General features: G+C 45.9%; 24 protein-coding genes. 13 read left to right on the top strand and 11 right to left on the bottom strand.

Going from position 1 to position 24,594, the window contains the following annotated elements; translation table 11 throughout:
* The first annotated feature begins 502 nt into the window (after nt 1–502).
* Nucleotides 503–2,341, top strand: coding sequence for an autotransporter assembly complex protein TamA (locus tag ACFI6J_RS04320; RefSeq protein WP_239300904.1), 1,839 nt, complete (start codon nt 503–505; stop codon nt 2,339–2,341).
* Nucleotides 2,338–6,210, top strand: a complete 3,873-nt coding sequence (locus ACFI6J_RS04315) for a translocation/assembly module TamB domain-containing protein (RefSeq protein ID WP_462555335.1) — start codon at nt 2,338–2,340, stop codon at nt 6,208–6,210. Before ACFI6J_RS04320 ends, ACFI6J_RS04315 begins: the two co-directional genes overlap by 4 nt.
* Before the next feature lie 42 nt (nt 6,211–6,252).
* Here ACFI6J_RS04315 and ACFI6J_RS04310 read toward each other — a convergent pair whose 3' ends face one another.
* Both ACFI6J_RS04310 and ACFI6J_RS04305 read right to left on the bottom strand, forming a co-directional pair.
* Nucleotides 6,253–6,873 (bottom strand): hypothetical protein, encoded by a 621-nt coding sequence (locus ACFI6J_RS04310; protein ID WP_462555336.1) that lies wholly within the window; start codon nt 6,871–6,873, stop codon nt 6,253–6,255.
* A complete protein-coding gene (locus ACFI6J_RS04305) occupies nt 6,866–7,372 on the bottom strand; it encodes an RNA polymerase sigma factor (protein ID WP_014980752.1) in 507 nt (168 codons plus the stop codon). Before ACFI6J_RS04305 ends, ACFI6J_RS04310 begins: the two co-directional genes overlap by 8 nt.
* Nucleotides 7,373–7,581: 209 nt before the next feature.
* On the opposite strand from ACFI6J_RS04305, the gene ACFI6J_RS04300 reads away from it, so the two are divergent.
* Nucleotides 7,582–7,857, top strand: coding sequence for a hypothetical protein (locus ACFI6J_RS04300; RefSeq protein WP_014951413.1), 276 nt, complete (start codon nt 7,582–7,584; stop codon nt 7,855–7,857).
* A 16-nt stretch (nt 7,858–7,873) separates the two neighbouring features.
* Here ACFI6J_RS04300 and ACFI6J_RS04295 read toward each other — a convergent pair whose 3' ends face one another.
* The 4 genes from ACFI6J_RS04295 to proB all read right to left on the bottom strand — a co-directional run bounded on the left by ACFI6J_RS04295 (nt 7,874) and on the right by proB (nt 11,469).
* On the bottom strand, nt 7,874–8,776 hold the full coding sequence (locus tag ACFI6J_RS04295) for a DMT family transporter (protein ID WP_462555338.1): 903 nt from the start codon (nt 8,774–8,776) through the stop codon (nt 7,874–7,876).
* Nucleotides 8,777–8,785: 9 nt separating this feature from the next.
* On the bottom strand, nt 8,786–9,802 hold the full coding sequence (locus ACFI6J_RS04290) for a D-2-hydroxyacid dehydrogenase (RefSeq protein WP_462555339.1): 1,017 nt from the start codon (nt 9,800–9,802) through the stop codon (nt 8,786–8,788).
* Between the two features lie 3 nt (nt 9,803–9,805).
* Nucleotides 9,806–10,243: an acyl-CoA thioesterase gene (locus ACFI6J_RS04285; protein ID WP_014951416.1), complete on the bottom strand. Its 438-nt coding sequence runs from the start codon at nt 10,241–10,243 to the stop codon at nt 9,806–9,808.
* Between the two features lie 125 nt (nt 10,244–10,368).
* Entirely contained in the window at nt 10,369–11,469 is a 1,101-nt protein-coding gene (gene proB, locus ACFI6J_RS04280) for a glutamate 5-kinase (protein WP_462555341.1), read from the bottom strand.
* Between the two features lie 193 nt (nt 11,470–11,662).
* Between proB and ACFI6J_RS04275 the strand changes: the two genes are divergently transcribed.
* The 4 genes from ACFI6J_RS04275 (at nt 11,663) to ACFI6J_RS04260 (ending at nt 17,145) form a co-directional block, all read left to right on the top strand.
* Nucleotides 11,663–14,125: a M1 family aminopeptidase gene (locus tag ACFI6J_RS04275; protein WP_014980757.1), complete on the top strand. Its 2,463-nt coding sequence runs from the start codon at nt 11,663–11,665 to the stop codon at nt 14,123–14,125.
* Entirely contained in the window at nt 14,115–14,699 is a 585-nt protein-coding gene (locus tag ACFI6J_RS04270; RefSeq protein ID WP_342341100.1) for a DUF6702 family protein, read from the top strand. Before ACFI6J_RS04275 ends, ACFI6J_RS04270 begins: the two co-directional genes overlap by 11 nt.
* A 283-nt stretch (nt 14,700–14,982) precedes the next feature.
* A complete protein-coding gene (locus ACFI6J_RS04265; RefSeq protein ID WP_014951420.1) occupies nt 14,983–15,402 on the top strand; it encodes a hypothetical protein in 420 nt (139 codons plus the stop codon).
* A gap of 375 nt (nt 15,403–15,777) precedes the next feature.
* Nucleotides 15,778–17,145 carry an ABC1 kinase family protein gene (locus ACFI6J_RS04260; RefSeq protein WP_462555342.1) on the top strand — a complete coding sequence of 456 codons (1,368 nt, stop codon included), beginning with the start codon at nt 15,778–15,780 and terminating at the stop codon, nt 17,143–17,145.
* Between the two features lie 174 nt (nt 17,146–17,319).
* Here ACFI6J_RS04260 and ACFI6J_RS04255 read toward each other — a convergent pair whose 3' ends face one another.
* Nucleotides 17,320–17,628: a DUF6482 family protein gene (locus tag ACFI6J_RS04255; protein WP_014951422.1), complete on the bottom strand. Its 309-nt coding sequence runs from the start codon at nt 17,626–17,628 to the stop codon at nt 17,320–17,322.
* 90 nt (nt 17,629–17,718) lie between these two features.
* Nucleotides 17,719–18,111: a hypothetical protein gene (locus tag ACFI6J_RS04250; RefSeq protein WP_014951423.1), complete on the bottom strand. Its 393-nt coding sequence runs from the start codon at nt 18,109–18,111 to the stop codon at nt 17,719–17,721.
* A gap of 381 nt (nt 18,112–18,492) precedes the next feature.
* Between ACFI6J_RS04250 and ACFI6J_RS04245 the strand changes: the two genes are divergently transcribed.
* From ACFI6J_RS04245 to ACFI6J_RS04220, 6 genes are all read left to right on the top strand, one after another.
* Complete coding sequence (locus tag ACFI6J_RS04245) at nt 18,493–19,353, top strand: DUF3014 domain-containing protein (RefSeq protein ID WP_014977825.1); 861 nt, start codon at nt 18,493–18,495, stop codon at nt 19,351–19,353.
* Nucleotides 19,340–19,924: a DUF1285 domain-containing protein gene (locus ACFI6J_RS04240; RefSeq protein ID WP_202941495.1), complete on the top strand. Its 585-nt coding sequence runs from the start codon at nt 19,340–19,342 to the stop codon at nt 19,922–19,924. Before ACFI6J_RS04245 ends, ACFI6J_RS04240 begins: the two co-directional genes overlap by 14 nt.
* 149 nt (nt 19,925–20,073) lie before the next feature.
* Nucleotides 20,074–21,366, top strand: coding sequence for an amidohydrolase family protein (locus ACFI6J_RS04235; protein WP_462555344.1), 1,293 nt, complete (start codon nt 20,074–20,076; stop codon nt 21,364–21,366).
* 24 nt (nt 21,367–21,390) lie between these two features.
* On the top strand, nt 21,391–21,981 hold the full coding sequence (locus tag ACFI6J_RS04230) for a YqaA family protein (RefSeq protein WP_458730816.1): 591 nt from the start codon (nt 21,391–21,393) through the stop codon (nt 21,979–21,981).
* A gap of 162 nt (nt 21,982–22,143) precedes the next feature.
* On the top strand, nt 22,144–22,605 hold the full coding sequence (locus ACFI6J_RS04225; protein ID WP_014951428.1) for a hypothetical protein: 462 nt from the start codon (nt 22,144–22,146) through the stop codon (nt 22,603–22,605).
* Nucleotides 22,606–22,630: 25 nt separating this feature from the next.
* Complete coding sequence (locus tag ACFI6J_RS04220; protein WP_014951429.1) at nt 22,631–22,810, top strand: hypothetical protein; 180 nt, start codon at nt 22,631–22,633, stop codon at nt 22,808–22,810.
* Nucleotides 22,811–22,831: 21 nt separating this feature from the next.
* On the opposite strand, the gene tusA is transcribed toward ACFI6J_RS04220, so the two are convergent.
* The 3 genes from tusA to rph are packed head-to-tail and all read right to left on the bottom strand — an operon-like array spanning nt 22,832 to nt 24,494.
* Nucleotides 22,832–23,092, bottom strand: coding sequence for a sulfurtransferase TusA (tusA, locus tag ACFI6J_RS04215; RefSeq protein ID WP_014951430.1), 261 nt, complete (start codon nt 23,090–23,092; stop codon nt 22,832–22,834).
* Nucleotides 23,082–23,723: an orotate phosphoribosyltransferase gene (gene pyrE / locus ACFI6J_RS04210; RefSeq protein ID WP_039221293.1), complete on the bottom strand. Its 642-nt coding sequence runs from the start codon at nt 23,721–23,723 to the stop codon at nt 23,082–23,084. Before pyrE ends, tusA begins: the two co-directional genes overlap by 11 nt.
* Nucleotides 23,724–23,780: 57 nt before the next feature.
* Complete coding sequence (gene rph, locus ACFI6J_RS04205; RefSeq protein WP_014951432.1) at nt 23,781–24,494, bottom strand: ribonuclease PH; 714 nt, start codon at nt 24,492–24,494, stop codon at nt 23,781–23,783.
* Nucleotides 24,495–24,594: the final 100 nt, after the last annotated feature.

The raw sequence follows: 24,594 nt of genomic DNA, 5'->3' as shown, positions 1-24,594 counted from the left end.
TAGGCTCTATGTTCAGTGAGTGGATGTGCCAGATATGTTCTGAAGAAGAGCATTCTAGTCAGGAAAATACGTTGAGTGCATTCTATACCAATCCGCATAGATCATTACCCACTCAGCGAGAGTTAAAATGTTCGTAATCGCGGCGTGTTACCGCAGGTATAGTGGTCTACATCAAGGTGACACAACAAAGAGTACGGACATTTTAAACTCGCCCTTCGGGAAGGTCTGGCAAGCTTCCTAGCTTCATTCTGGGAATTTGAAAGGGAACAGCCACTCCTGCATTCCCACGCTTTGCTAGGAAACTTGCCAGCGCCTTCTGAGTGGGTAATGATCTATGCGGATTGGTATTATTTACCGACGTCAGCGCAATTATTTGATCTCTCGTCGTAGTTTGCGGATACAAATTGCAAATGTGGTATCATTAACCACAGACATAATATGGATTTTACCATCAAGCGGTAAGCTTCACAGCCCAGCGTTACCTTAAGGACTTAGCCTTTTCATGCCTTCGATTTGGAGCGGGCTTGCCAGTTTGCAAGACCATCTTTTCCGACAATTTATGTTTAGAATCACCAAAGCAGTCCGAGTTTTGGTGGGCAGTACATTGTGCACGCTAGTGTGTGCTCTCTTTACTTTTTCACATGCCCAAGACCCTATTTCCTATAACATTCAGGGCGTAGAAGACGACAAACTGCGTAATAATATCCGCCTGCATTTAAACAGTCTCGACGTGGAAAAATCGTTGCTTACTGACCCTTACTGGCAAGATGAAGTGGGTGAAACGGTAGCGACAGCGGTTCAACCCTATGGTTATTACAACAGCGAGACCAAGGTAAGTATTGAAGAGGGCGACAAGGTTACAGTGAACGTTGCTTTGAATGCGCCGCTTACCATAAATAAGGTTACTCGCGAAATAATAGGTGCGGGACGTGAAGATAAGGCTTTCAGAGAACGTTTTAATTCACTAAAGCTTAAAGAAGGCGACGTGTTAAACCAAACCATTTACGAGTCGTTTAAGTCGTCCATGTTTAACTACGCCTTATCTAATGGCTATTTTGATTATTTTTGGCAGGCGACGCGCCTCGACCTAGTGCGTGACGAAAAACAAGCAAACGTACTTTTGATTGCGCAAAGCGGGCCCCAGTACCAATTTGGAGAGCTAAAATTTATTGGCGATGACAAGGCGAAAGCCATCATTGAGCGGCTAAAGCCTTTTCAAACAGGCGATGCGTACTCTTCAGCAACACTTGCCGATTTCAACAGAAGCCTTAATCAATCTGGGTATTTTACCCGCGTTATTGCACGCCCGGTTGTAAGTGAGGCTGATGGTTTGCTGGTACCGGTTGAGGTATCGTTACTTCACAGACCCACAGACGCATTTAACGTTTCTGTTGGCGCAGCCACTGACACGGGCCCACGGGTTCGCTTGGGATGGGAGCGTCCTTGGGTGAATAGTAAAGGGCACTCTGTTTCATCTGATATTTTCATTTCAGCGCCAGAACAATCAGTGACTGCCGACTACCGTATACCTATGAGAAACATAACGCGGGATTACGCGAGTATAGAGGCGGGTTACCAATTTATAGAGTACAGCAACACTTCCTTTGAGAGTGAAACCTTATCTTTGTCTGCACACCGATACTGGCAACATGACAATTCACCATGGCAACACGATGGCTCGGTGACCTATCTACGTGAAACTTATGATCAAGGGGAATTGAGTACAAACACCACGTCCCTAGTATTACCCGGGTATTCGTTAACCTATCGCGATAAAGACAGTGAGCTCAACATTAATAATGGTACCTACCTTCAAATGCTCACTCAAATAGGCAAAGAAGGTTATGGTTCTGATATCGATTTTGCAAAGGCAGTAGTTGAAGCCACGCTTATCCGTACCTTTAACAATGTGCACAGAATAACCATACGCGGTGAAGCAGGGGTTATTAAAACCAATAGTTTTGATGAAGTGCCAACGTCGTTGCGTTTCTATGCAGGGGGCGATAAAAGTGTTCGCGGCTTCGATTATCGCGAAATTTCTCCGACAGCTGAAGTCATTGATCCAGAAACAGGAGAACTTATTGTTGACTCTATCGGAGGGAAGTACCTTGCTACATCGAGTGTAGAGTATGCCTATCAAGTGGCAGATAATTGGAGAGTGGCAGCGTTTGTCGATGCAGGTACAGCAACAAACGACACCAGCACAACGCTGACATATAGCGTTGGACCTGGTGTACATTGGCTTTCACCAATTGGTCCAGTCAGACTTTACGTGGCAAGAGGCTTTGCGCCAGACGAGAATACATGGCAGTTACACATTTTGTTGGGGCCTGAGCTATGAGAAAACGTACGCTTTCGGCTATTTTACTTTCACCGGTTCTTATATTGGTCGCGTTGTATGCCGTTTTGATAAGTCCTCTAGGCGGCCCTACCGTTAAGTTACTGGCCAACACGTTTGTTGAAAACCTTTCCATCGATGCCATTGACGGTGGGTTTGCTGACACACTAGAAGTGCATAACGTGGAGTGGGAAAACCCGCAATGGAAGGTGTCTGCACAATATGCCTACATTGATATTACCTGGCGTTGTTTGTTTGAGCCTAGAGTATGTGTCAATGAAGTCACGCTGGAAAACGCTACGCTTACACAGCGCTCAAACGCGCCTGCCTCTTCCGATGATGCATCTTCAGGTGGCCAGATTGAATTACCGCTGCCTATTGATGTTGGGTATTTAGCGCTAACGAATATCAAACTTGCTCTACTTACGACAACAGTAGAAATTGATGAACTAGAGCTGACCGATTTTGAAGGAAATAGCGACCTCATACTTGACAGCATAGCCGCAAAAGGTGTTCGCATTGCTCTGCTAAACCAAGATGAAGCTGCCAGCTCTTCACCGGCAGCCATGACCAATGCATCGGAAACTAATAGTGAGCAGCCTGCTCCCAAAAAAGAACAGGCACCAAGTACTGATAGCGCTTTGCCTACGTCATACTCACTAAGCTACGACGTCCCCGTACTACCAAATATAGCTACGCCTATTCCTTTGTCTCTTGGTACTTTTTTAGTAGAAGATCTACACATAATTCAAGGGGAGAGCAAACAACACATTTCACTCATCTCGCTGTTAGAGGCTCACTTTAAGGGCAGCGATGTCGCTATTGAAGAAATGACCGTTGTACATGAACAAGGTAAGGTGAAAGGAAAAGCGAGCGCAACACTTGACGGAAACTTCCCATTAAATGTGGCTATTAACGCGAAAACGAAGCTTGGTGACACACCACAAGAACTGAGTGTAGCGGCCGCGGGTGCGTTGGACGATTTAACGCTGTCAGTTGTTGCCAGAGGCGCGGTAACCGCAAATGCCAACCTAATGGCCAACATTCTAGACAGCAACCTTCCCATAGAATTCACTGCGAACTGGCAAGAACAAGCCATACCGACACTGGAAAACACTACGCTCAAAGAAGGACAGTTAACGCTTTCCGGCACCATGGGTGATTACGTACTTAAAGGAGCTGGCGCAGCTACATTGCCTGACATTGGCAATGTACCGGTATCGCTTGATGTGGTGCTGAAAAAGAACAATATTTTTGTTAATCAAGCCAATATAAACGCTTTGGAGGGGAGCTTAACCAACACAGGTACCCTTTATCTAAATGAAAGTATCGCGTGGGAAGGTAAGACAACGCTTAAGAATGTATCAGGGCGGCAATTCAGCACTTATGCGCCTGAAAAAATTAGCGGAGAAATAGACAGTATATTGCAATACTCTGAGCGCGGCGGATTACACATGAGCCTAAGAGATATGACTGTCTCGGGTATACTTCAGGGCAAACCGCTTCAGGTGAAGGGGAATGCGGTTTATGCTGGCCCCAGCGACTTATTCGTTACTAACGTCAATATCATTCAAGAACACGAGCAAGAGCGAAACACGATACGCGCCATTGCTCAAGTACTGAATAAGCGGCATTTAAATGCAAATATTGCGATAAACATTAACGCTATTTCAAGCCTATACCCAGAAGTGACAGGTGCGGTAAGTGGCAATATCACAGCCGCCGGTCCTTGGCAAAATCCAACTGCTAACGGCACACTCGCCCTATCTAATATCGCTGTGTCACCCAATTTAAATGCCTCTGCCGCGCAGCAAGGACCATTGAACGGCGAAATCAAAGTTAACGGTACCTATCGCGATCACACCGCAGATATTGACCTAGCTGTGCCCAACAATAATATTGGGCTGTCTTTAAAGGGTGCATGGACTAACAATCACTGGGTGGGGGAAATTAGTGATACCGCATTGAAGCTCGCTAATATGCAGTGGACGCTATCAAGCCCGTTCAGTGTAGACATAGGCACCACACCTATAACGGCTAAAATAGGTCAGCACTGTTGGACCTCTCGAAAGGAAGGTGAGCTGTGTATTTCAAACGTGAATTATCAACAAAACAAAGCCAGTTGGGATATCAGCGCGACGGCGCTGCCCATCGGGTTATGGGCGAACGAGTTAGCGCCTACTGTTGTTTCAAGTCCCTCACAGGCAACACTTACCGTAAAAACCAAAGGCAGTTACTCTGCTAACGACCCAATCGATGCCACATTTACTGCGTCTATGAGTTCTGCGCCATGGCAACTTGGTGAAACGCGCCCGCTAACGCTCACTATTAACTCCATAGAAACTAAAGGAGAGATAAAGCAGGGGCAGTTAGCATCAACATCTGTGATCTCAAGCCAAGATGTCGGGGATGCAACACTAACCTTGAATACCCGTCCTTTCGAATCGCGTATACCACTCGATGGTAAACTAGAGATGCAAGGGCTTAATGTTGCACCATTCAAACCCCTTTCCCCCGCTGTCAGAACCCTTACAGGAAAGTTAAATGGGAACGTATCGTTAAGTGGTTACATTGACGACCCTACGCTTAACGGTGAATTGACAGTTTCAAATGGCGCTATCGATATACAAGATACACCTGTGACACTGGCCGATTGGAATCAAAAAGTATCGCTTAATGGTCAAACCGCTGCACTAGACGGCACCTTCTTACTAGGCGGAGGAAAAGGGGCGTTAAAAGGCGAGTTAGACTGGTCATCCAACCCCAGTGCGACATTTAATCTAAAAGGAAACGGTTTCGAAATTCGTCAGCCAAACATTCGACTCAAGGTATCACCGAATATCGATATCGCCGCCACAAAAGAAAAAGTGGACGTGAGTGGCGAGGTAAATATTCCTTGGGCGAGAATTGAAATAGAGTCGCTACCTGAGAGTGCTGTTTCCCCATCAAAAGACGTGCACCTGCGTGGCGAACCGGATAGAGAGGAACCGCTAGATATCGTCCACGCTTCGGTATTGGTCAACATCGACAAAAACAAAACCGAAGAAGTAAAACTCGAAGCGTTTGGCCTTACTGCAAGTTTGTATGGTGGCATTCGCGTAAACACTCAACCTGCACTTGTGGGCTATGGTGACCTTCAAATTTTAAATGGTCGATACAACGCTTACGGACAACAGTTAATTATTCAAACCGGTGAAGTACAATTTAACGGCCCCATCGACCAGCCATTGTTACTGGTTGAAGCCATCCGCGACCCGGCTAAAACCGATGACGACGTAATTGCAGGTATCCGAATTGATGGCGCGGCTGACTCGCCAAGTATTAACCTGTTCTCTGAGCCTGCAATGGATCAACAGGGCGTATTGTCATATCTACTTACAGGTTCTGGACCGAACTCGGGCACACAAGATCCTAACTACGCTGCGCTGCTGGTAGGTTTTGGTTTATCCAACACCAAAACCCTGACAGGACAAGTGGGAAGCGCGCTAGGTATTGATGATTTTAGTTTAAGCACTAACGAAGATTTACTGTCGGTAAGAGGGCAGATAAACGAGCGATTATCTGTGGAATACAATGTGGACGTTGGTCTAAGTAACAACGACGCCAATAGCACGCTACGACGCAGACAACTACCGCCTGACTTGGCGGTAAAATATCAGCTTCTACCTAGTTTATATTTAGAAGCCATTCAAACCACACTGGAAGACCAATCTGAGTTCGCGTTAGACCTTTATTATGAGTTTTTCTTGGGTGATAACAGAACCCGTAGAGATAGTGATGAAGACGACAGTGAAGCTGAAGAGTCCAATGAAAGCGCAGAGCAAGATCTGAAAGATAATGTGAGCACTCCGAGCACAAGTAATAACAATTAAGCGCTCAAAGTCAAAACATCGTACTTTTGCACTCATGCGCCCTTAACGCTGCTGTGCCATCTTCTCAAGCGTTTCGAGTTGACGCTCAAAACGCTTTTGTCTTTTGCTCGCCCACACATACCACACTAGCATCACAACGCTCATGGACGTCATAACTATAGCCATCTTCATAACTTTCTCTGGGGTAAGCGCCCCATAAAAATAGCGCTCCACCAGAAAGGCACATCCAAATAACACTGCAGTCCATGTCGAGTGTTTAGTGATTACAGCAATCTTCACGTTATTCTTAATTTGCTTTATTAGCTGCGTTAGGTGGTCAGCGGTTTGAGTGTCTTTTGAAAATGCAGCCACTCTTCTTAACCACAGCTGATAAACAAGCAGGGGAAGAGCCGTGACCAGCATAAAAACAAACATCGCGTGGGCGACAAAAGTGAACTTTTCCCAAGTAACAACTAGCAAGTAGATCGCTGGGATAAACGCTAAGGAGTCAACCAACATATACCAGCGTTGCTTGGTTCGCTCGCTGCTTAAACTGGCTTTTACTTCCGAGAGGTTGATAGCCGTAACTGGCTGAGCTTGCCATAGCGCAGAAAGGCCATCATTTTGCGCATCGTCTACTGATACGGGCGGGTTCGTTTGATTCTTTTTATCTGAATTATGCATGCGGTTGCTCCTGCATGATACTTTGCTTGGCGCGCTTTAATATCACACCAACATGATTTTTAGTCAGACCACAGACGTCTGCAATTTCATCGTAACTTAAGCCTTCAAGAGAAAGCGTTAGCACTTGTCTTGACTGCAATGGAAGTGCCCGTACCGCGCGAAGTAGGCGTTCTAATGACTGGTGTTGACTAGACATTTCCTCTGGTGAGTGGGTAGTACTCGCGAACCCGTCAGAGCCCAAATCATCGTGGTCATATTGATGGGTATCGAGACGCTTCACTTGATTTGCTACGTGAGTAACTGCGCGGTTATGAGCTATCTTCAAAATATAGGTTTTCACGCTGCTATCGCCCTTAAAGCGAGACAGCCCCTGCCAAACGGCAATAGCAATTTCTTGCAATAATTCTTGCTGCATCGCTTCGTTTGCTTCATAGCTGTTGGCTACACGGCTCAATATTGCCCCGTATTGCGCAAAAACATCTTCAAAACCCTGCCCCAACGTCACATTCCTAATCACAAAAACTGTTGTTATTTTATTGTGTTACTTCTATCAGTCTGCCCCCACGAATTTTTATTACAAACTTTTTTCGTCAATGCTGTAATTTTTTTAAGCAGCAAACGACTAGTTAAAACAGTAAGTACAGTAACGTGCGTTTAGGGCATTTCCCTAAAAGCCTTCAACCTTGAAATTTGGATTAGGAAAAAATTATGTCTACGTTAAGTATAGTTTTGTTAATTGGCAGCCTGACGTCGCTTGTGCTTTTGGCAAGCTACTTAGACGCAAAATTTCAGTGGCGACTAAACGACTGGATGAACGGCGAGTGCAGCAACCCGTTCGTTAAAAGCGTGACCGACAAACAGCAGCAGCGTTTAGAGGAAAAAGATGCGCAGATTGAAGCTTTGATGGCGCGAATCGAAACCCTTGAAACCATTGTTACCGAGCCTGCTTACGAACTGAATAAGAAAATCAACGCGCTCAAATAAACGGTTTTACCAGCTCCTAGCTCGACACCGGTGGGCGACGCATAGAGCGGGGTACTTTCCCCATTGCAATGGCGTTGCCCACCAGCACAATGACCACCCCAACCACAGATAAAACGCTCCAGGTATAGCCTTCGAAAAAGGTGGAAATAACCAGTGCAACCATGGGGTATACCAAGACCACATATGCAGCCTTGTCAGCGCCCATTTGCTTTAACAGTTTCATGTACGCGCCAAACGCAAACACAGAGCCAAAGATAGCCAGATAAAGCAGCGACAGATAGAACTCGGTATGGGTAGGAATGACCAACTTACCCGGCATTGCCAGTGAGGTGATGAAAAGCAGCACCATGGCATAGCTCATGGCATAGAAGTTCATTTGGATAACAGGCGTACCCGAGGTCAAAATACGCTCGGAGATAACGTTACCTGTTGAGGCGCAGAAAAAGCTGACAAACGCTATAGCGAGGCCGGTAGCAAGCGCCGCATCCATGGAGACTTTGGAAAACTCCGGCACAAACAAACACACAATGCCCAGCAAGCCAAATGTAGCACCTATAACCACTTCTTTTCTTATAGGCTCTTTAAGCCACCAACGCCGAAGCACAACATTAATGTAGATAATACAAGAACTCATAAGGGCTAACAGCGCGCTAATTATGTGCGCTTGCGCCATATACAGCAGCGTATAATTTAAGCTGTATAAAAAGAGACCGACTGCGGCCATTTTCACATGAACATGTACCGGTAGCTTAAGCGGCAAACGCCTAATAACACAGTAAATCCCTAAACAGGCCGACGCCAATAAATAACGCAGCGCAATGGCAAACGTTTCAGAGGTATGTCCTATTTGGTAAGTGATGGCTATCCAGGTTGAGCCCCAAATCAGGCAGCACAGAGCAAATAAGGTTGCGTTATTCATAGCGGTGTTCTAGCCCTGGGAAGCTGATAAACAAGAAGATAAGTGGGCGGATAAATGGTCGATAGCACTATCTAGCAGTTTTTGCCTAGCGCCATTACCAATCCACGCATTATGCGGCGTTACCAGCAAGTTAGGTAGTGCCTCTTTAAGCAATATATGATCAACAGGCGGAGGCTCGACACTTAATACATCTAATCCCGCGCCACCAATTTGATTGTTTATAAGCGCATGATAGAGTGCCTCCTCATCAATCAAACCGCCGCGAGCCGTATTAATGAGAAAAGCGGTTGGCTTCATCAGCGACAACGTCTCGGCATTAATCAGCTTATCGGTGGCTTCAGTAAGCGGGCAATGAAGACTTACCACATCGGCATTTGGTAAAAGCGATGCAAGACTTGGACGAGGGTCGTCTTGTTTACCTGGGCGAGCAGCGATACTCACCTGCATACCCATAGCCTTAAACAATGCCTCTACACGCTTGCCAAGCTCGCCATGCCCAACAATTACCGCATGCTTACCCGCCAATTCCAACACGGGATGATTGTGTAAGCAGAAATGAGAAGATGCAGACCATGCTTGGTTGCGCATATCGCGCTGATACGTCACAAAATTGGTGGCCAAATTCAACGCCAAGGTCAACGTATGTTGAGCAACGCTATCAGTGCCGTAGCCCTCTACATTTTGAACGGTAATACCAGCCTGTTCGCAGTAATCACGGTCGATATTGTTCATGCCGGTCGCAGTTACACCAATATAGCGAAGCTGACTGGCCTGCTGTAAATCTTTGGCTTGTAGCACGACTTTGTTAACCAGCACAGCATCGGCATTTTTAATGCGCTCGGCCACATCTTCGGCTTGAGTTTGTTGATGAAGCGTAATACCTGCGCCGAGATTAGTTTGTAAGTCATCTAGTGACGAGGTATCAAGGCTGGGCAAATCCATGGTTTCGGCGTCTAGAAAGACAACCTGCTTTTGATTGCCGTTGCTCATCGTTTGTGATGCATTGTGTTTCGTCATTTTTGCCATGCTCTACATTACTTCCACAATCGACTCTAACGCTGTTTTCACATTAACAGGAATAGGAATGGCCTTGTCGGTTTTTCTATCTACAAACACATGCACAAATTGGCCGTGAGCCACGCGTCGCTTATTCTCTCCAGCATAAACTGATAGACCATAAGTCACTGAACTTCTGCCAATTTTGATAACGCGCAAGCCTACAAAAATGTCTTCAGGGTAGGCTGCCGGAGCAATGTACTGACACTGACTGCTTACCACATACGCCACGGATTGCCCGTTGTGTATATCTAGCCCACCTTCTTCAATTAAAAAGCGGTTTACCGCGGTATCAAAGAAACCATAGTACACAACATTGTTGATATGTCCGTACGCATCATTGTCTTGCCAACGCGTGGCGATAGTGACTTTGTAAGGGTAGTCGGCAAGTGTAGGTGTGATATCAGTCATGATCGTCCCTTAGTGAATAAATGTATCGCTTTGTTGTTGGCGCAAATAATGAAAATCGATGAACGACTAACGCCAATTAATGTTTAATGTGCGGTAGTCTATTGCAGCGATTCTTTTGGATAGCGCTATGAGTAAAGCACCATATCGTCACGGTGAATAGCAACATCCGTTGTTTCATAACCTAACACACTGGCAATTTCTTTCGACTTTTTCCCTTTTATAAGCGTTAAGTCTTTTGCGTTATACAGGCAAAGCCCCTTGGCAATAACTTCGCCTTGGCACACCACTTCAACAGCATCGCCTTGTTCAAACAAACCGACGACATCAACAATACCCGATGGCAGTAATGACGCGCCTTTTCGCACTAACGCCTCTTTCGCACCGCTATCAACGTCTATTCTGCCAGCGGTTTTAAGAGTATGGGTAAGCCACAGTCTGCGCGCGCTAGCGGGAGTGCTACTAGCATTGAATAGGGTTCCCGGCACTTTACCTTCAAGTAACGCATCGAAGGTTTCGCCTTTTCGCCCGTTTACAATAAGAGTTTGAATACCGCTACTGGTGCACTTGTCTGCCGCTTCAATTTTTGTGCGCATGCCGCCAGTTCCTACCGCTGTTCCAGCGCCGCCGGCAAGGCCGTAAATAGCGCTGTCTATTTTATCTACCTGTGGAATGAGTGTGGCGCTGGCGTCTTTTCTTGGGTCTGCGGTAAATAAACCGTCGATATCTGAGCAGATAATGAGGGTGTCTGCTTGGGCGACCAGGGCAGTGTAAGCACCCAAGTTATCGTTATCACCCACTTTGAGTTCGTTGACAGCTACGGTGTCGTTTTCATTCACAATAGGTAACGCATTGTGATTCAAAATTTCGCGCAAGGTATTTTTAATATTTACGTAGCGGGTTCTATCGCGTAGATCATCCGCCGTTAACAATACTTGTGCACAGGGAAAGTCGAAAAAGCGCTGCCAGTTGGCCATCATTAAATTCTGGCCAATCGCAGCCATGGCTTGTTTTTCTGCAATAGATGCGTTGTGACGAACCTTCACTTTGCTGCGGCCCGCGGCAACACTGCCAGAAGAGACAAGAATAATTTCTTTGCCAGCTTCGCGACTAGCAGTAATAAATCGAGCAAGAGACAGTAAATAACGCCCACTACACTCATTGCCTTCAGGAGCAATAAGCGCACTGCCAACTTTTATAACGGCACGTTGCCAATTAAAACGGTTCATAGGGGGAAGAAAAAAGAAAACAAGAGCTTAAGAATACGACAGTTAAAGCGCGAAACAAAACGATCTGTTACAGTTTTTTTGCGTTAAAACATGGTTAGTTTACGGTCAAAAAATTGGATTGTGACAGGCATACTTATATACTAGGCGGTGTTATCTTATAACAATTCTAACTTACAAGTTGCAAGGAACCTGCATGAGCACCGCAAAACGACACTTTTTCTGGCTAGCGCCAGTGTTGTCTATGCTGATTTCTCTTCCTAGTACCGCCGCTATTAAACAAACTAAAGGCGATTTCGAAGATAAATTCCGTCAGCTGGACGAAGTTCTTCCTACTCCAAACGTATACCGTAACGCCGCTGGTGAGCCAGGCCACCAATATTGGCAACAACAAGTAGATTACGATATTGACGTAAAGCTACTTGAAGACAAACGCCGCATTGAAGCAAGCGAAACCATTACTTACCACAACAACGCGCCAGACACGCTTAAGTACTTGTGGATCCAGCTTGACCAAAACAAATTCCGCGACGATTCAATGTCTGCGCTTACTACCACGTTTGGCGGTATCGGTAACCGCGGGCCGGGTACGCAAGCTGCTAGCGGCGATGCGCCAGCTAAGCTAAGCATGGGAGCATTGCGCCGTCAGCAGTTTGTTGACGACAACGAGCTGGGCTATACCATTTCTCGAGTTGAAGACAAAGCGGGCAATGACTTACGTCACACAGTAGTTGGCACCTTAATGCGTGTTGACTTGGCTCAACCGTTGAAGCCAGGCAGCAAAGTTACGTTTGATATCGATTTTGCGTTTAACATTGTTGAAGAAGACGCTGTTTCAGCACGTGCAGGTTACGAGCATTTCCCAGATGACGAACGTGAAGGCGGTAACGACATCTTCTTGCTAGCACAGTGGTTCCCTCGTCTAGCGGCTTACACCGACTACGAAGCATGGACCAATAAAGAGTTTATTGGCCGTGGCGAGTTCACGCTAGAGTTCGGTAACTACGAAGTAGATATTACGGTTCCGGCTGACCACATCGTATCGTCAACGGGTGTGCTTCAAAACCCGAAAGACGTGTTAACTAAAACACAGCGCGACCGTCTGAAAAAGGCAGAAAAAGCTGACCGTATCGTATTCATTGTTTCACCAGAAGAAGCAATTGAGAACGAAAAAGAAGGCACGACTAAGCTTAAAACCTGGACCTTTAAGGCAGAAAACGTACGTGACTTTGCATGGGCCTCTTCGCGTAAATTTGCGTGGGATGCGCGTGGTTATCAGCAAGGCGGTGACACTCAACCATTGGTAATGGCCATGTCTTTCTACCCGAAAGAAGGTGGCGAGCTATGGCAGAAGTATTCTACAGAATCAATCATCCACACCATGGATGTTTATAGCCGCTTTAGCTTCGATTACCCATACCCAGTAGCCCAATCAGTAAATGGTCCAGTTGGCGGCATGGAATACCCCATGATCACCTTCAACGGCCCGCGTACAGAGCTTCGTGACGATGGTTCACGCACGTACTCGCTTGCTGAGAAACGTTTCCTTATTGGCGTGGTTATTCACGAAGTAGGTCATATCTATTTCCCTATGACAGTTAACTCTGACGAGCGCCAGTGGACATGGATGGATGAAGGTCTGAACAGCTTCCTAGACGGCGTTGCCGGTCGCGAGTGGGATCCTACGATCCCTTGGGGCGTTGAGCCACGTGATATCACTGGCTATATGAAGTCTCAGACGCAAGTGCCAATTATGACCCAGTCTGACTCAGTACTTCGCCTTGGCCCAAATGCCTATACCAAGCCTGCAGTAGCACTTAATATTCTTCGCGAAACTATTCTTGGCCGTGAGCTGTTTGACTTCGCGTTTAAAGAGTACGCGCAGCGTTGGATGTTTAAACGTCCTACACCATCAGATTTCTTCCGTACTATGGAAGAGGCGTCAGGCGTTGACCTAGACTGGTTCTGGCGTGGTTGGTTTTACACCACAGACCATGTAGATATTAGCCTAGACAGCGTATACAAGCTTCGTTTAGACACTGAAGATCCAGATATCGATTTTGCTCGCGAGCGCGAAGCAGAAATGGAAAAACCGAAGTCACTTACCGACCTTCGTAATAAAGAAGAAGGCAAAAAGCTTTGGGTAGATCGCTTTGAAGATATCAGTGACTTCTACGACGAAAACGATCGTTACACCGTAACTAACAAAGAGCGCAACAAGTACAAGAAATTCTTGAAAGATCTTGAGCCTTGGGAGCGTAAAGCGTTTGAGCGTGCGGTGAAAGAAGACAAAAACTACTACGTGCTAGATTTCAGCAACAAGGGTGGGTTGGTGATGCCAATCATTCTTGAGCTAACGTTTGAAGACGGCACAAAAGAAGAAATGCGTATTCCTGCGGAAATCTGGCGTCGTACACCTAAAGCGGTAAGCAAGCTTATTGTTACCGACAAAGACAAAGAGCTGGTAAGCGTGACGGTTGACCCGCATTGGGAAACAGCAGACGTAGATGTGGAAAACAACCACTACCCCCGTCGTATTATTCCTTCGCGTATTGAAGCGTACAAGAATAAGCCGCGTAACACTTACGAGTACCGCGACCTTATGCACGACTCAAAGACCGAACTGAAAACCGACGACGAGGACAAAGATGACGAATAAGTTGTCTTTGGCTCGCTTGCAGCAGAGCGCTCATGCTCTGCTTGCAAGCGTAAGTGTATTCGCAATTACGGCTGCGCTATTAGTTAGCGCAATGTCGTACAGCACTGCAGCCCAAGCGCATCAAATAAAAGCAGCGATTACCACGGTACTGTTCAATCCTAGAACAGAAAATATTGAGGTGATGCACCGCTTTAATTTGCACGATGCTGAACACGCGGTTAAGGCGCTGTTTGACAAGCACGCAGATATTATGGACGACATAGAAACGCAGCAACAATTCGCTGATTACGTCGCCCACCACTTTGCAATTTTAAATGCAGCAGGCGAGCCATTAAAGCTTGCTGATGTTGGCTTTGAAGTTGAAGGTAAGCACTTTTGGGTTTATCAGGAAACTGCTGAGCCGCCTGTACTTGAAGGCATTAAAATTCGCCATGATGCATTGCGTGACTTGTGGCCAAAACAAGTGAATACGCTAAATGTAGAAGGCAAGGGTGATATCAAAACCCTGACATTTGCTGATAGCGTAAATTTGCTGGAAGTAAGCTTCAAAAGCCAAAATAGCGACCATCACTAATACCTAACGGTGTAAGTTTGTGAAAGCCCACCCGCATTCCTTGTCAAACGGCAGTGATTGCGGGTGGGCTTTTTTGTTTGCGTGCTTCACGGTGTTCTTGTAGATAATGTATGCCTACCTCAGCCTTTGCCCCCTCTAATTCGAGCGCCGCATTCGAATAGGGAAAATCTAAAACACGTTTTCTAATTGTCGTGTGAGACCGAAGTCGTATAGTCATCTTGGCATGCATGCTCTACCTTAACTATGGACAAACAGTTACTAAATTCAGTTAATGAGGTACATCATGACCCATAGCGCTGCATCACCGTTGCCTTCACAGGTCAAGAAACCCCAATCAAGAAGTGAGCGTAGTGCACGAAAACTACGTGCATCCAAAGCAGCTCAGTGCGCTGTTCAAGCAGAAGATGCGCAGCAAATGCAAGATGCCGATGCAAAGAACGTCAAACAAAACAATGCGTTCGCTGATAAGAAAAATATCATGTGGGTGCTGTTAAGTGGCGCAATGGCGCTAACCTTTGTCGTCATGCTGTTTTTGCCAGATACAGGGATGGGCGGCGGCCTTGTTTCCACCTATTCTGCCATGCTTTGGTGTGGCTTTTTTGGTGCAGCACTTTGGCGTTATAGAGCGACAAGTGGCTGGGCTGGGTTTGCTTATGGAAGCGTTGTTGGACTAGTGATTCAATTTATTTCACAGATAATCTAGCACACAGTGTTTATACAATTGCCTTGTACAACTTGCCTAGTTAGAAACCGCTGAGCGACTAGGAACGGTAAGTACACATTTCTTTTAAGTACATTATGGGCAATCTAAACGGCGCTTTTAAATCAGACTTCTGTTTAAACAGAAGTCTTATCCGTTGATCGCCCTGTTGGCAACCTCACTTCCTAAACATTAAGTCCTGTTGATCTTTGATGTACAGCAATGGTCAACAGATCCTCAATGACTTTGAGCTGGAAACCCGATCCAGACGTTTTGTCCGACAGTATAATTTATAAACTCTAGTTACTTTTTTAGGTTATGTTTAGCCAATAACAAACCAAACGTTCCCCTTCGTCTTTAATAAAACTGAGTGAGCCTATGGCAGAGAAGCCCAATAAATCCGCTGAATCACCAACCCGTTCTAGTAGAGCGGTACCGTCGTCGCGTTTATCGCGCATAGGCCGCTTGGGCTCATTGGCAGGTAGAATTGCAGGTAACGTAGTATCACAAGGTGCAGGGCAACTGTTAAAGGGCGAGAAGCCCGCGTTGTCTTCGCTGCTCTTAACGCCCAAAAACATTTCAAACATTGCAGATCAGCTTGCCAGTATGCGCGGTGCAGCTATGAAGCTCGGGCAGCTTATTTCAATGGATGCAGGAGATTTTCTCCCCGAAGAACTTGCGGTAATTTTAGGGCGATTACGGGACGACGCTGACCCGATGCCAAAAGACCAGTTAATTGCCACGTTGAATCAGTCTTGGGGCGAAAAATGGCAGCATGACTTACTTTACTTTTCCTTTGCCCCTATAGCTGCGGCCTCTATTGGTCAGGTGCATAAAGTCGTTACGATGGACGGTCGGATGTTAGCAGTAAAAGTGCAGTATCCTGGCGTGAAAAAAAGCATAGATAGCGATGTAGACAACGTAGCTACACTTATAAGACTTACTGGCTTGGTACCCAAATCATTAGATATCAACCCACTTTTACAAGAGGCGAAAACACAGCTTCACCAAGAAGCTGATTACGTGCGAGAAGCTGACATGCTCAACCGTTATCGCGCGCTGGTTGAAAGCACCGACATCCTATGTAAAGGGAATAATGCGTTTGTCATCCCGCAAACCTTTGCTCCCCTTACCACCAGTACCGTGTTAGCGATGGATTTTATAGAGGCGCAAGACTTAGATGCGCTATTAAATGAGCCTCAGGACGTCCGAGATGCTGTGATGACGGCGCTAATGACTTTATTTTTTAATGAAATTTTTCATTTTAAGCTGCTGCAAAGCGACCCTAACTTAGCCAACTATCGGTTTAAACCCGATACAAAAGAAATCGTTCTGTTAGATTTTGGTGCTACACGGGATGTGCCTGACGCCATTTCAGCTCAGTATCAAGCGTTACTCAACAGCGCCGCAGCCAACGATAGAGCGATGATGCAGCAAGCCGCGTTTCGCATAGGATTAATTGACGAAAGCCACTCTCAAACGCAAGTCGACGCCGTCATAAACATTGGTATGGAGGCGTGTGAAGCGATTCGCTGCGAGGGCGCTTATGACTTTGGCCAAAGCGATCTCATTGCAAGGCTTCACGAAAAGGGAATGGCGCTGACTATGGAGCACAATTTTTGGCATACGCCGCCAGTAGATGCCCTGTTTATACACAGGAAGCTAGGTGGCTTATTTCTGTTGGCTAAACGATTGAAAGCTAAAGTAGATATGCGAAAGGCAGCAGGCACATGGCTGAATCTATAACCTGCACTTCGTTGGTGTGTTAAGCGAGTAAGAAACTACTTATTACGCAGCTTATATATCGTTTGGATCGGTTTTGCGGTGCTGTGCCATGTTTTACTGTGAAAACGTTGCGCTGCAACCTTACAGAACTCAAATAGGACCCACTTCAAGAGCCTATAGCACTCGTACAACAGTCTAGTAAGGCAAATCCATGCTGAACGGTAACGCCATCTGCTCTTTACTTTTTGGCGGGTTGCCAATCATTTCATCGTAAGGCGTATCGTGCTTCATCACCGCCTGCTGAACATGACAATGCGCGAAGGCTTCGCGAATGTGGCCGGCACTAAAAAAACGCATGGGCTTATCTTTGTTGTCGTAAAGCATGCCACTTTGACTGCCGATAGTGAGATAAACCAGGTAAACATTCATCTCATACGACTGAACTTCCAGATAATCTATCGCGGTTGGCGACTCTTCAATATCTCGAAAATAGAACTTCTGCATTTTTCTACCTCATGAACCAAGTATGCACCTTGCACGCCCTATATTCTTATTTAATGATGGAAGTTAGGGCTAAAAAGCAGAATATATACGTTAGGCAAGGTGCTCAGGTTCATTAGATAGATCTAGCGGAGGTCGATGGTTTTTAAACCGTACTGCATTTGCCAACACCAGTAAGGATGCAAGAGAGCAGGCACTGTATAGGAACGCCGCCGTTCCCATTCCAGAAGCAATCCATAGTAATGGAAATACCAGCAACCTAGGGCCTTCAACAGCTAAAGCGACTTTCGCTTTAGACAGTATAAAGCCATTTTGTATACTCATAACAATGACAGTCGCTACAGCAATGATCTGATGCTTAGTTGACAAGTTATTGATATTTAAAAGGAGATAAAGCATTACTCCCAGCATGATTAGATGCTGCATAACACTGTAGCGTTTTACTGCTCGGTGTAATTTAGGGTGATACTGTCTAAATTTACTCACGCTAATTATCCTATAAGGGCACATTTAAGTTGAAACGGGGTCGTGAGGCTCGAAATATTCACTAATTATTATAGATATCAACGAGCTAGCATTTGCTTTTCAATGACTAATCAACACATTAGTACACAAACCCAATTTGTTAAACATTTGTTTAAAAATAATTTTTGCATTTACATAATATCGAATGTGAATGAGAAGAAAAAATGAGGGTTTTCCACTAAATTTGTATAAAAAGAAATCGGAAAGTGACTTTTTTACGTTAAAAAGTGTTCAAAATAAGGAATTTACAATCTAAGGGAACATTTCTCTTGATTGATTTTCTAAATTTGGGTGTTATCTCTGGTAGTATTACCAAAAGGATAGTTTTGTAGCGGAGTCATTATGAGCGAATCGTCGGAAAAGAAATCGTTAGGCCCACACTTTATCATTGTAGGCATCCTTCTTGTTGTTATTCTGGCTGTTGTGTTTTGGCCCAGCGACGATGAGCCTGAGCCTGTAGTTACTCCTGAGCCCGAAGTGACTGAACCTGAAGTGACTACGCCAGAAGAGCCTGAAGTATTTGAGCCTACTCAGCCAGCCCCAACAGTAGAGCTTGAAGAAAAAGACGAGGTTGAGCCGCTTCCTGAGCCAGTTGAACCAGAACCGGAACCTCTGGATACCAGCGATCCTGCTGTGAAAGCTTCACTTATTGAGAGTTCGTCTGCGAGCGAAGAAACCGTTAACCGCATGCTGGTTGACGAAGGTCTAATTCAACGCTTTGTGGTGTCGGTTACGAATCTAGCAAATGATGAAATGGCGCCTAATCACCAGTTACTAACGCCACCTGAGCAGAACTTCCGCGTATACTCTCAAGCAGGCAAGCAATGGATTGATGCAGCAAGCTATAAACGTTATACACCATACGTAGATATGTTGGAGTCATTCAATAACGAAGCACTGCTTAACATATACGGTATTTATAAAGACGACATTCAGGCGAAGTACGCCGAAATTGGAAGCCCTGACCAAGACTTCAACAGCGTATTGCTTGAAGCGATTGATCAGCTTCTTGATACACCTGAAGTGCCGGTTCCTGTAGAGGTTTACACCGACTCGGTCGCCTACAAGTATGCTGATGATCGTCTAGAGAGTTTAAACGAGCCACAGAAACAACTTCTTCGTACTGGCCCAGATAACATGCGTCGCATAAAGGCAAAGCTACGCGAACTGAAAGTATTGGTTGAAGAGCGTGGATCTAACTAGATTTCAGCAGCAGCTTAAGGGCACGTCGTCAAAAGCGCGCCCTTTACCTCCTGTTGAACAATGGAACCCCGATTTTTGCGGTGACATTAATCTAACTATAGCGCTTGATGGAAGATGGTTTTATGAAGGCAGTCCAATTGGGCGCGCAAGCTTGGTTCAGCTTTTTGCTTCGGTGTTAAAGCGGGAAGGTGACAAGTACTTCTTAGTTACTCCCGTAGAGAAAGTAGGCATTACCGTTGAAGACACACCTTTTCTTGTAACTCAATGGCATAGAGAACAGGGTGAATCAGCAAGTGACAGCACCTATGTGTTTACCACACAAACAGGCGACATTGTAAGGTTAGAGCGTGCTGATCAGCTCGAACTTCGCGTTCCGCCTAAAGCCATACAAGATCCAGAGGCAACGCCCATTCCCTACCTATGCGTTCGCAGAAACTTGTGGGCAAGACTACATCAAAATGCCTATTATCAACTGCTTGAACAAGCTGATGAAAAACCGGATGAAGCCGGCACGCAATTTAGTATTCAGTCAAACGGCATCACCTTTATTTTAGGTGAAGTAAGCAACTAGCCTACTTTGTTGCTTCTGTCTCTTCGAACATATCAAAACGTAATTCATCTTCAATAAAGCACCGTTAACAGCGCTTTGTTTTGCGTTATACCTCTGACTGCATTACATTCGATATAGTCTATAAAACAATCAACAAGAAGACCTATATCATGAAAAAGCCTCTGATTACGCTGGCTGTTGCCAGTGCCTTACTCTCATCGCCCTTTTCCACTGTAGCCGACACGCTGATTCATGCAGGAAAAGTGTTTACTGGCACATCAAACTCTCTTCAGGAAAATGTGACTATTGTTGTTGAAGACAACAAGATCAAAGCGGTAAAAAAGGGGTTTGCTGAAGCCCAAGAAGGCGATACTGTCATCGACTTGAAGACGTCAACCGTTATGCCAGGTCTGATGGACATGCATGTTCATTTGTCTTCTCAACATGGTGGGCCTCAAACGTATCTGGAGCGCTTTTCACTAAATGAAGCCGACTATGCATTACGGGCAGCGAACTACGCTAAGATTACGTTAGATTCGGGCTTCACCACGGTTCGCAACTTAGGGGATGGCTACAACGAAACCGTTGCGCTAAGGAACGCTATTAGTAAAGGCTATGCAACAGGCCCGCGTATTTATACCGTTGCTAAATCTATTGCTACTACAGGTGGACATGCCGACCCAAGTAACGGCTTATCTCATTTACTTCGCCCAGACGTAGGCCCTAAGCAAGGTGTGGTTAATGGCGAAGCTGAAGCCCGTGAAGCAGTAAGAACTCGTTACCAAGATGGCGCGGACTTGATCAAAATTACGGCAACCGGCGGTGTATTAAGCGTTGCCAAAAGCGGCCAAAACCCGCAGTTCATGACCGATGAACTAGAAGCAATTGTTGAAACGGCAAAAGACTACGGTATGACAGTAGCAGTGCATGCTCATGGGAAAGAAGGCATGAAGCGGGCTATTGAAGCCGGTGTAGATTCTATCGAACACGGCACTTATATGGATGACGAAATCCGCAAATTAATGAAGAAGCACGGCACCTACTATGTACCAACAATACTGGCAGGAAAGTTTGTAGCAGACAAAGCCAAAATTGATGGCTTCTTTCCGGAATTGGTGCGCCCGAAAGCTGCCGCTATCGGCCCGCTTATCCAAAATACCTTTGAACAAGCGCATAAAGCAGGCGTAAAAATTGCTTTTGGTACAGACAGTGGTGTATCAGCCCACGGCGACAATGCGCAAGAGTTCTCATTAATGATTGAAGCCGGTATGAAGCCTGCCGACGCGCTGCTAAGTGCTACCGTGAATAGCGCGAGCTTACTAGGCATCAGCGATATTCTTGGCACCCTAGAAGAAGGAAAACTGGCTGACATTGTCGCGGTTAAAGGCAACCCGCTTGACGATATATCGCTTATGGAAAGCGTGTCTTTTGTGATGAAAGACGGAGTTGTTTACAAGCAGTAGAGAAAATAAAGTGGTAGGGATTACATGGAACTAGGTAAAAAGGTTAAGCACAAAACCAAAAAACTTGTCGATTCTAAGCATATGTTAAAGGGCATCACTCTTGCCTCATTTTTAGAATCAACCATTGTTCCCATACCACTAGAAGCTGTTATGGTGCCGTTGATGCAAGCCAGGCGAGAGTCGCTATGGAAAATCGCATTAATGGCCACCGTAGGCTGCGTGATTGGCGCAGTCTTCGGCTATGCACTCGGCTATTACCTTTTTGACCTTGTTGGCCAGTGGGTTATCGATACCTTTTTTAGCCAAGAACAGTTCGAAAGCGTTAAACAACAAATGCAGAATCAAGGCTTTTGGTTTGTGATGACCTTAGGTATTGCCCCAATTCCTTTTCAGGTTGCGATGCTTGCGGCAGGTGCAACCCAATACTCACTTCCACTTTTTCTTTTAGCCACTGTTATTGCACGTTCAATTCGCTATTTTGGGCTCGCAGCTGTGGTGTATTACACAGGAGACAAAGCTGAGCAGCTCATTAAGCGCTACAAAATGAAAGCGGTTATTGCTATCACAGTTGCAGTGCTTCTTTTATGGTGGCTTTCAAATTTAATCAGCCAATAAGCTTGCCTGTACTAGTGACTCAAAGCACTTAATAGGCGAAACAAACGATGCCGTTGGTTCACGACAACGTAAATATCAAATCAACCCAATAGATTTTTTGAACTTTACATTTGATAATGATTCTTATTTGCACTAATGTAATAAAAAACAGGAGGTGCTTATATGAATGTTCAGCGGCTATGCCCAGTTTACAAAAAGTGGCTACAGCTAAACCCTTCAAACGCGCGACAGCATCGCTATGCTATGCAAGCGCAGACGCAGCAAGCCCATCAACAGGGTAGATTGGATTATGCGAGAGAGTTAGGCTATCAGACCTTTGAGGCCGCAAAGGTTATCCTTAATGCGCTTCAGCCTACCTCTTTGCAGAAAGTCAGTGTAGTTCAAGAAGACGTACTCGCTTTTTCCACTATGGGAATGTACTTATCTTCTCTGCTTGCCGAAGAACATAGGAAGCGAGAATCTCACGCTATTTTACAAGAATGTCAGCAACAGCTTATTGCCATATTACCCCTGCATGCCACCAATCCTTCTATATGCAGGCTAATCGCGGCCATTCAGCATACCCTTGAGCAAACCTATGTCCCCCAAGCAAGCAAACGACTCGCTTCTGTGGCCGTGCATTAAATACTTTAGATAAAAGGAGATAGTTATGGCGTCGAAACAAATTTCAAGCGAAGACGGCTTTGTCTCATTAAACGTTAGAGCTTCTGTACTTCAAAAAATGCTTAATGGTGAAGTGCTACACATGACAGATATTCACTGTACCTGTTCGCGAAGCAAGCAGGTTTTGAAGCAACTTTTATTGCAGGCTGCTAGCGGTCGCGAATAGAAACAGTAACAAAAAAGGCGCTCAAGCGCGCCCTTTCTTAATAACGTATTGGTAAGGCATGGTCTCGGTTTGAGACGCAACCAGCGTGTGGTCCATAAAGCGGCAAAAGCTAGGAATATCTCTGGCCGTTGAGGGATCGTCAGCCGTGACCGATAAAGTTTCCCCATCGGCCAACTTTCGAATATTCAGACGCACCATCATTACTGGCTCTGGGCAACGCAATCCTAGCGCATCTAAATGCTGACTAGCCGCGCTAAATGCGCTGTCAAAATCAGATGCCATAATTTTCACGATAGGTGTTAATGGCGCTGATTTCGCTATCAAACCCGCCTTTCTCGGTCAGATAAGCCACGACATCGGCAAGCGATACAATAGAGATAACCTGAGTGCCAAAATCGCGCTCGACCTCTTGAATAGCTGACAGTTCGCCATTACCGCGCTCTTGTCTGTCTAGCGCAATCAGCACGCCAGACAAGCTAGCCTGCTGCTGCTCGATTAAGGTCATCGATTCGCGAATAGCCGTACCCGCAGTGATCACGTCATCCACCAGCATAACCTTACCTTCTAGTGGACTACCAACTAGATTACCGCCTTCACCGTGGGTTTTCGCTTCTTTGCGGTTGAAGCAATAAGGCACGTCAAGATTGTGGCTATCTGCCAGTGCGACTGCGGTAGTAGTCGCAATAGGAATGCCCTTATAGGCTGGACCAAAAAGTACATCGAACTCAACGCCAGCGTCCATTAACGCATCAGCGTAAAAACGCCCCAACTTAGCCAAATCGCCACCGCGATTAAACAAACCTGCATTGAAAAAGTACGGGCTAACGCGGCCTGACTTTAAAGTGAATTCGCCAAATTTCAGTACGCCACGTTCAATGGCAAACTCAATAAAATCACGCTGAAACGCTTTCATGATGACCTCTTAATTTCTAATTTACGCGTTGGTTCTAACTACGTGTCGATGACTCGCTTACGCTAGCGCCGCTTTTTGAATGTCGAACAGTTCACGTAAACCGTGCTTACCAATTTTCAGCATCTCGTCAAGCTCTTCAAACGAGAACGGTTCGCCCTCTGCAGTACCTTGAACTTCAATCAGCTTGCCGGTTTCGGTCATCACGATATTCATGTCTGTCTCTGCCTCAGAGTCTTCGGTGTACTCAAGGTCAGCGATTGGCGTACCTTCGTAAATACCTACTGAAAGGGCGGCAATCATATGTTTAAGCGGGTTAGTTTTGATAATGCCTTTCGCACGCATGTAAGTAAGTGCATCAACAAGAGCTACACACGCACCGGTAATTGACGCTGTGCGCGTACCGCCATCGGCCTGAATAACGTCGCAGTCCAACGTAATGGTGTTTTCACCCAGAAGTTTTAAATCTACCGCTGCGCGTAGTGAACGCGCAATTAGACGCTGGATCTCTAACGTGCGGCCGCCTTGTTTACCGCGCGCCGCTTCACGGCCGCTTCGCGTATGGGTAGCACGTGGAAGCATGCTGTACTCAGCTGTAATCCAGCCTTTCCCTTGGCCCTTCATAAAGCGTGGCACACCTTCTTCTACCGTCGCATTACACAACACCTTAGTGTTACCAAACTCTACAAGAACAGAGCCTTCTGCGTGACAAGTGTATTGGCGAGTAATTGTAACAGGGCGAATTTGACTGGCGGTTCTGCCGCTTGGACGCATAGTGTTCTCCACAACGTAAGTGCTTAAAAAAGGGTAGCGTTTTACAGGTTTTATTGGCGATATGTGAATAGAAAGCCCAGTTCGCGGTCAAAACCTATAA

It is taken from the genome of Alteromonas sp. G4i13 (assembly GCF_054960505.1).
Note: the sequence above shows the minus strand (reverse complement) of the source record. Positions and strands in the feature narration are given on the sequence as shown.

Coding starts and splice junctions, on each gene's coding strand:
- ACFI6J_RS04225 (WP_014951428.1), top strand. CDS start 22,144: ATGAATGTTCAGCGGCTATGCCCAGTTTACAAAAAGTGGCTACAGCTA.
- ACFI6J_RS04220 (WP_014951429.1), top strand. CDS start 22,631: ATGGCGTCGAAACAAATTTCAAGCGAAGACGGCTTTGTCTCATTAAAC.
- pyrE (WP_039221293.1), bottom strand. CDS start 23,723: ATGAAAGCGTTTCAGCGTGATTTTATTGAGTTTGCCATTGAACGTGGC.
- ACFI6J_RS04300 (WP_014951413.1), top strand. CDS start 7,582: ATGTCTACGTTAAGTATAGTTTTGTTAATTGGCAGCCTGACGTCGCTT.
- tusA (WP_014951430.1), bottom strand. CDS start 23,092: ATGGCATCTGATTTTGACAGCGCATTTAGCGCGGCTAGTCAGCATTTA.
- ACFI6J_RS04270 (WP_342341100.1), top strand. CDS start 14,115: ATGACGAATAAGTTGTCTTTGGCTCGCTTGCAGCAGAGCGCTCATGCT.
- ACFI6J_RS04295 (WP_462555338.1), bottom strand. CDS start 8,776: ATGAATAACGCAACCTTATTTGCTCTGTGCTGCCTGATTTGGGGCTCA.
- ACFI6J_RS04275 (WP_014980757.1), top strand. CDS start 11,663: ATGAGCACCGCAAAACGACACTTTTTCTGGCTAGCGCCAGTGTTGTCT.
- proB (WP_462555341.1), bottom strand. CDS start 11,469: ATGAACCGTTTTAATTGGCAACGTGCCGTTATAAAAGTTGGCAGTGCG.
- ACFI6J_RS04235 (WP_462555344.1), top strand. CDS start 20,074: ATGAAAAAGCCTCTGATTACGCTGGCTGTTGCCAGTGCCTTACTCTCA.
- ACFI6J_RS04265 (WP_014951420.1), top strand. CDS start 14,983: ATGACCCATAGCGCTGCATCACCGTTGCCTTCACAGGTCAAGAAACCC.
- ACFI6J_RS04230 (WP_458730816.1), top strand. CDS start 21,391: ATGGAACTAGGTAAAAAGGTTAAGCACAAAACCAAAAAACTTGTCGAT.
- rph (WP_014951432.1), bottom strand. CDS start 24,494: ATGCGTCCAAGCGGCAGAACCGCCAGTCAAATTCGCCCTGTTACAATT.
- ACFI6J_RS04255 (WP_014951422.1), bottom strand. CDS start 17,628: ATGCAGAAGTTCTATTTTCGAGATATTGAAGAGTCGCCAACCGCGATA.
- ACFI6J_RS04260 (WP_462555342.1), top strand. CDS start 15,778: ATGGCAGAGAAGCCCAATAAATCCGCTGAATCACCAACCCGTTCTAGT.
- ACFI6J_RS04310 (WP_462555336.1), bottom strand. CDS start 6,873: ATGCATAATTCAGATAAAAAGAATCAAACGAACCCGCCCGTATCAGTA.
- ACFI6J_RS04315 (WP_462555335.1), top strand. CDS start 2,338: ATGAGAAAACGTACGCTTTCGGCTATTTTACTTTCACCGGTTCTTATA.
- ACFI6J_RS04245 (WP_014977825.1), top strand. CDS start 18,493: ATGAGCGAATCGTCGGAAAAGAAATCGTTAGGCCCACACTTTATCATT.
- ACFI6J_RS04320 (WP_239300904.1), top strand. CDS start 503: ATGCCTTCGATTTGGAGCGGGCTTGCCAGTTTGCAAGACCATCTTTTC.
- ACFI6J_RS04290 (WP_462555339.1), bottom strand. CDS start 9,802: ATGGCAAAAATGACGAAACACAATGCATCACAAACGATGAGCAACGGC.
- ACFI6J_RS04285 (WP_014951416.1), bottom strand. CDS start 10,243: ATGACTGATATCACACCTACACTTGCCGACTACCCTTACAAAGTCACT.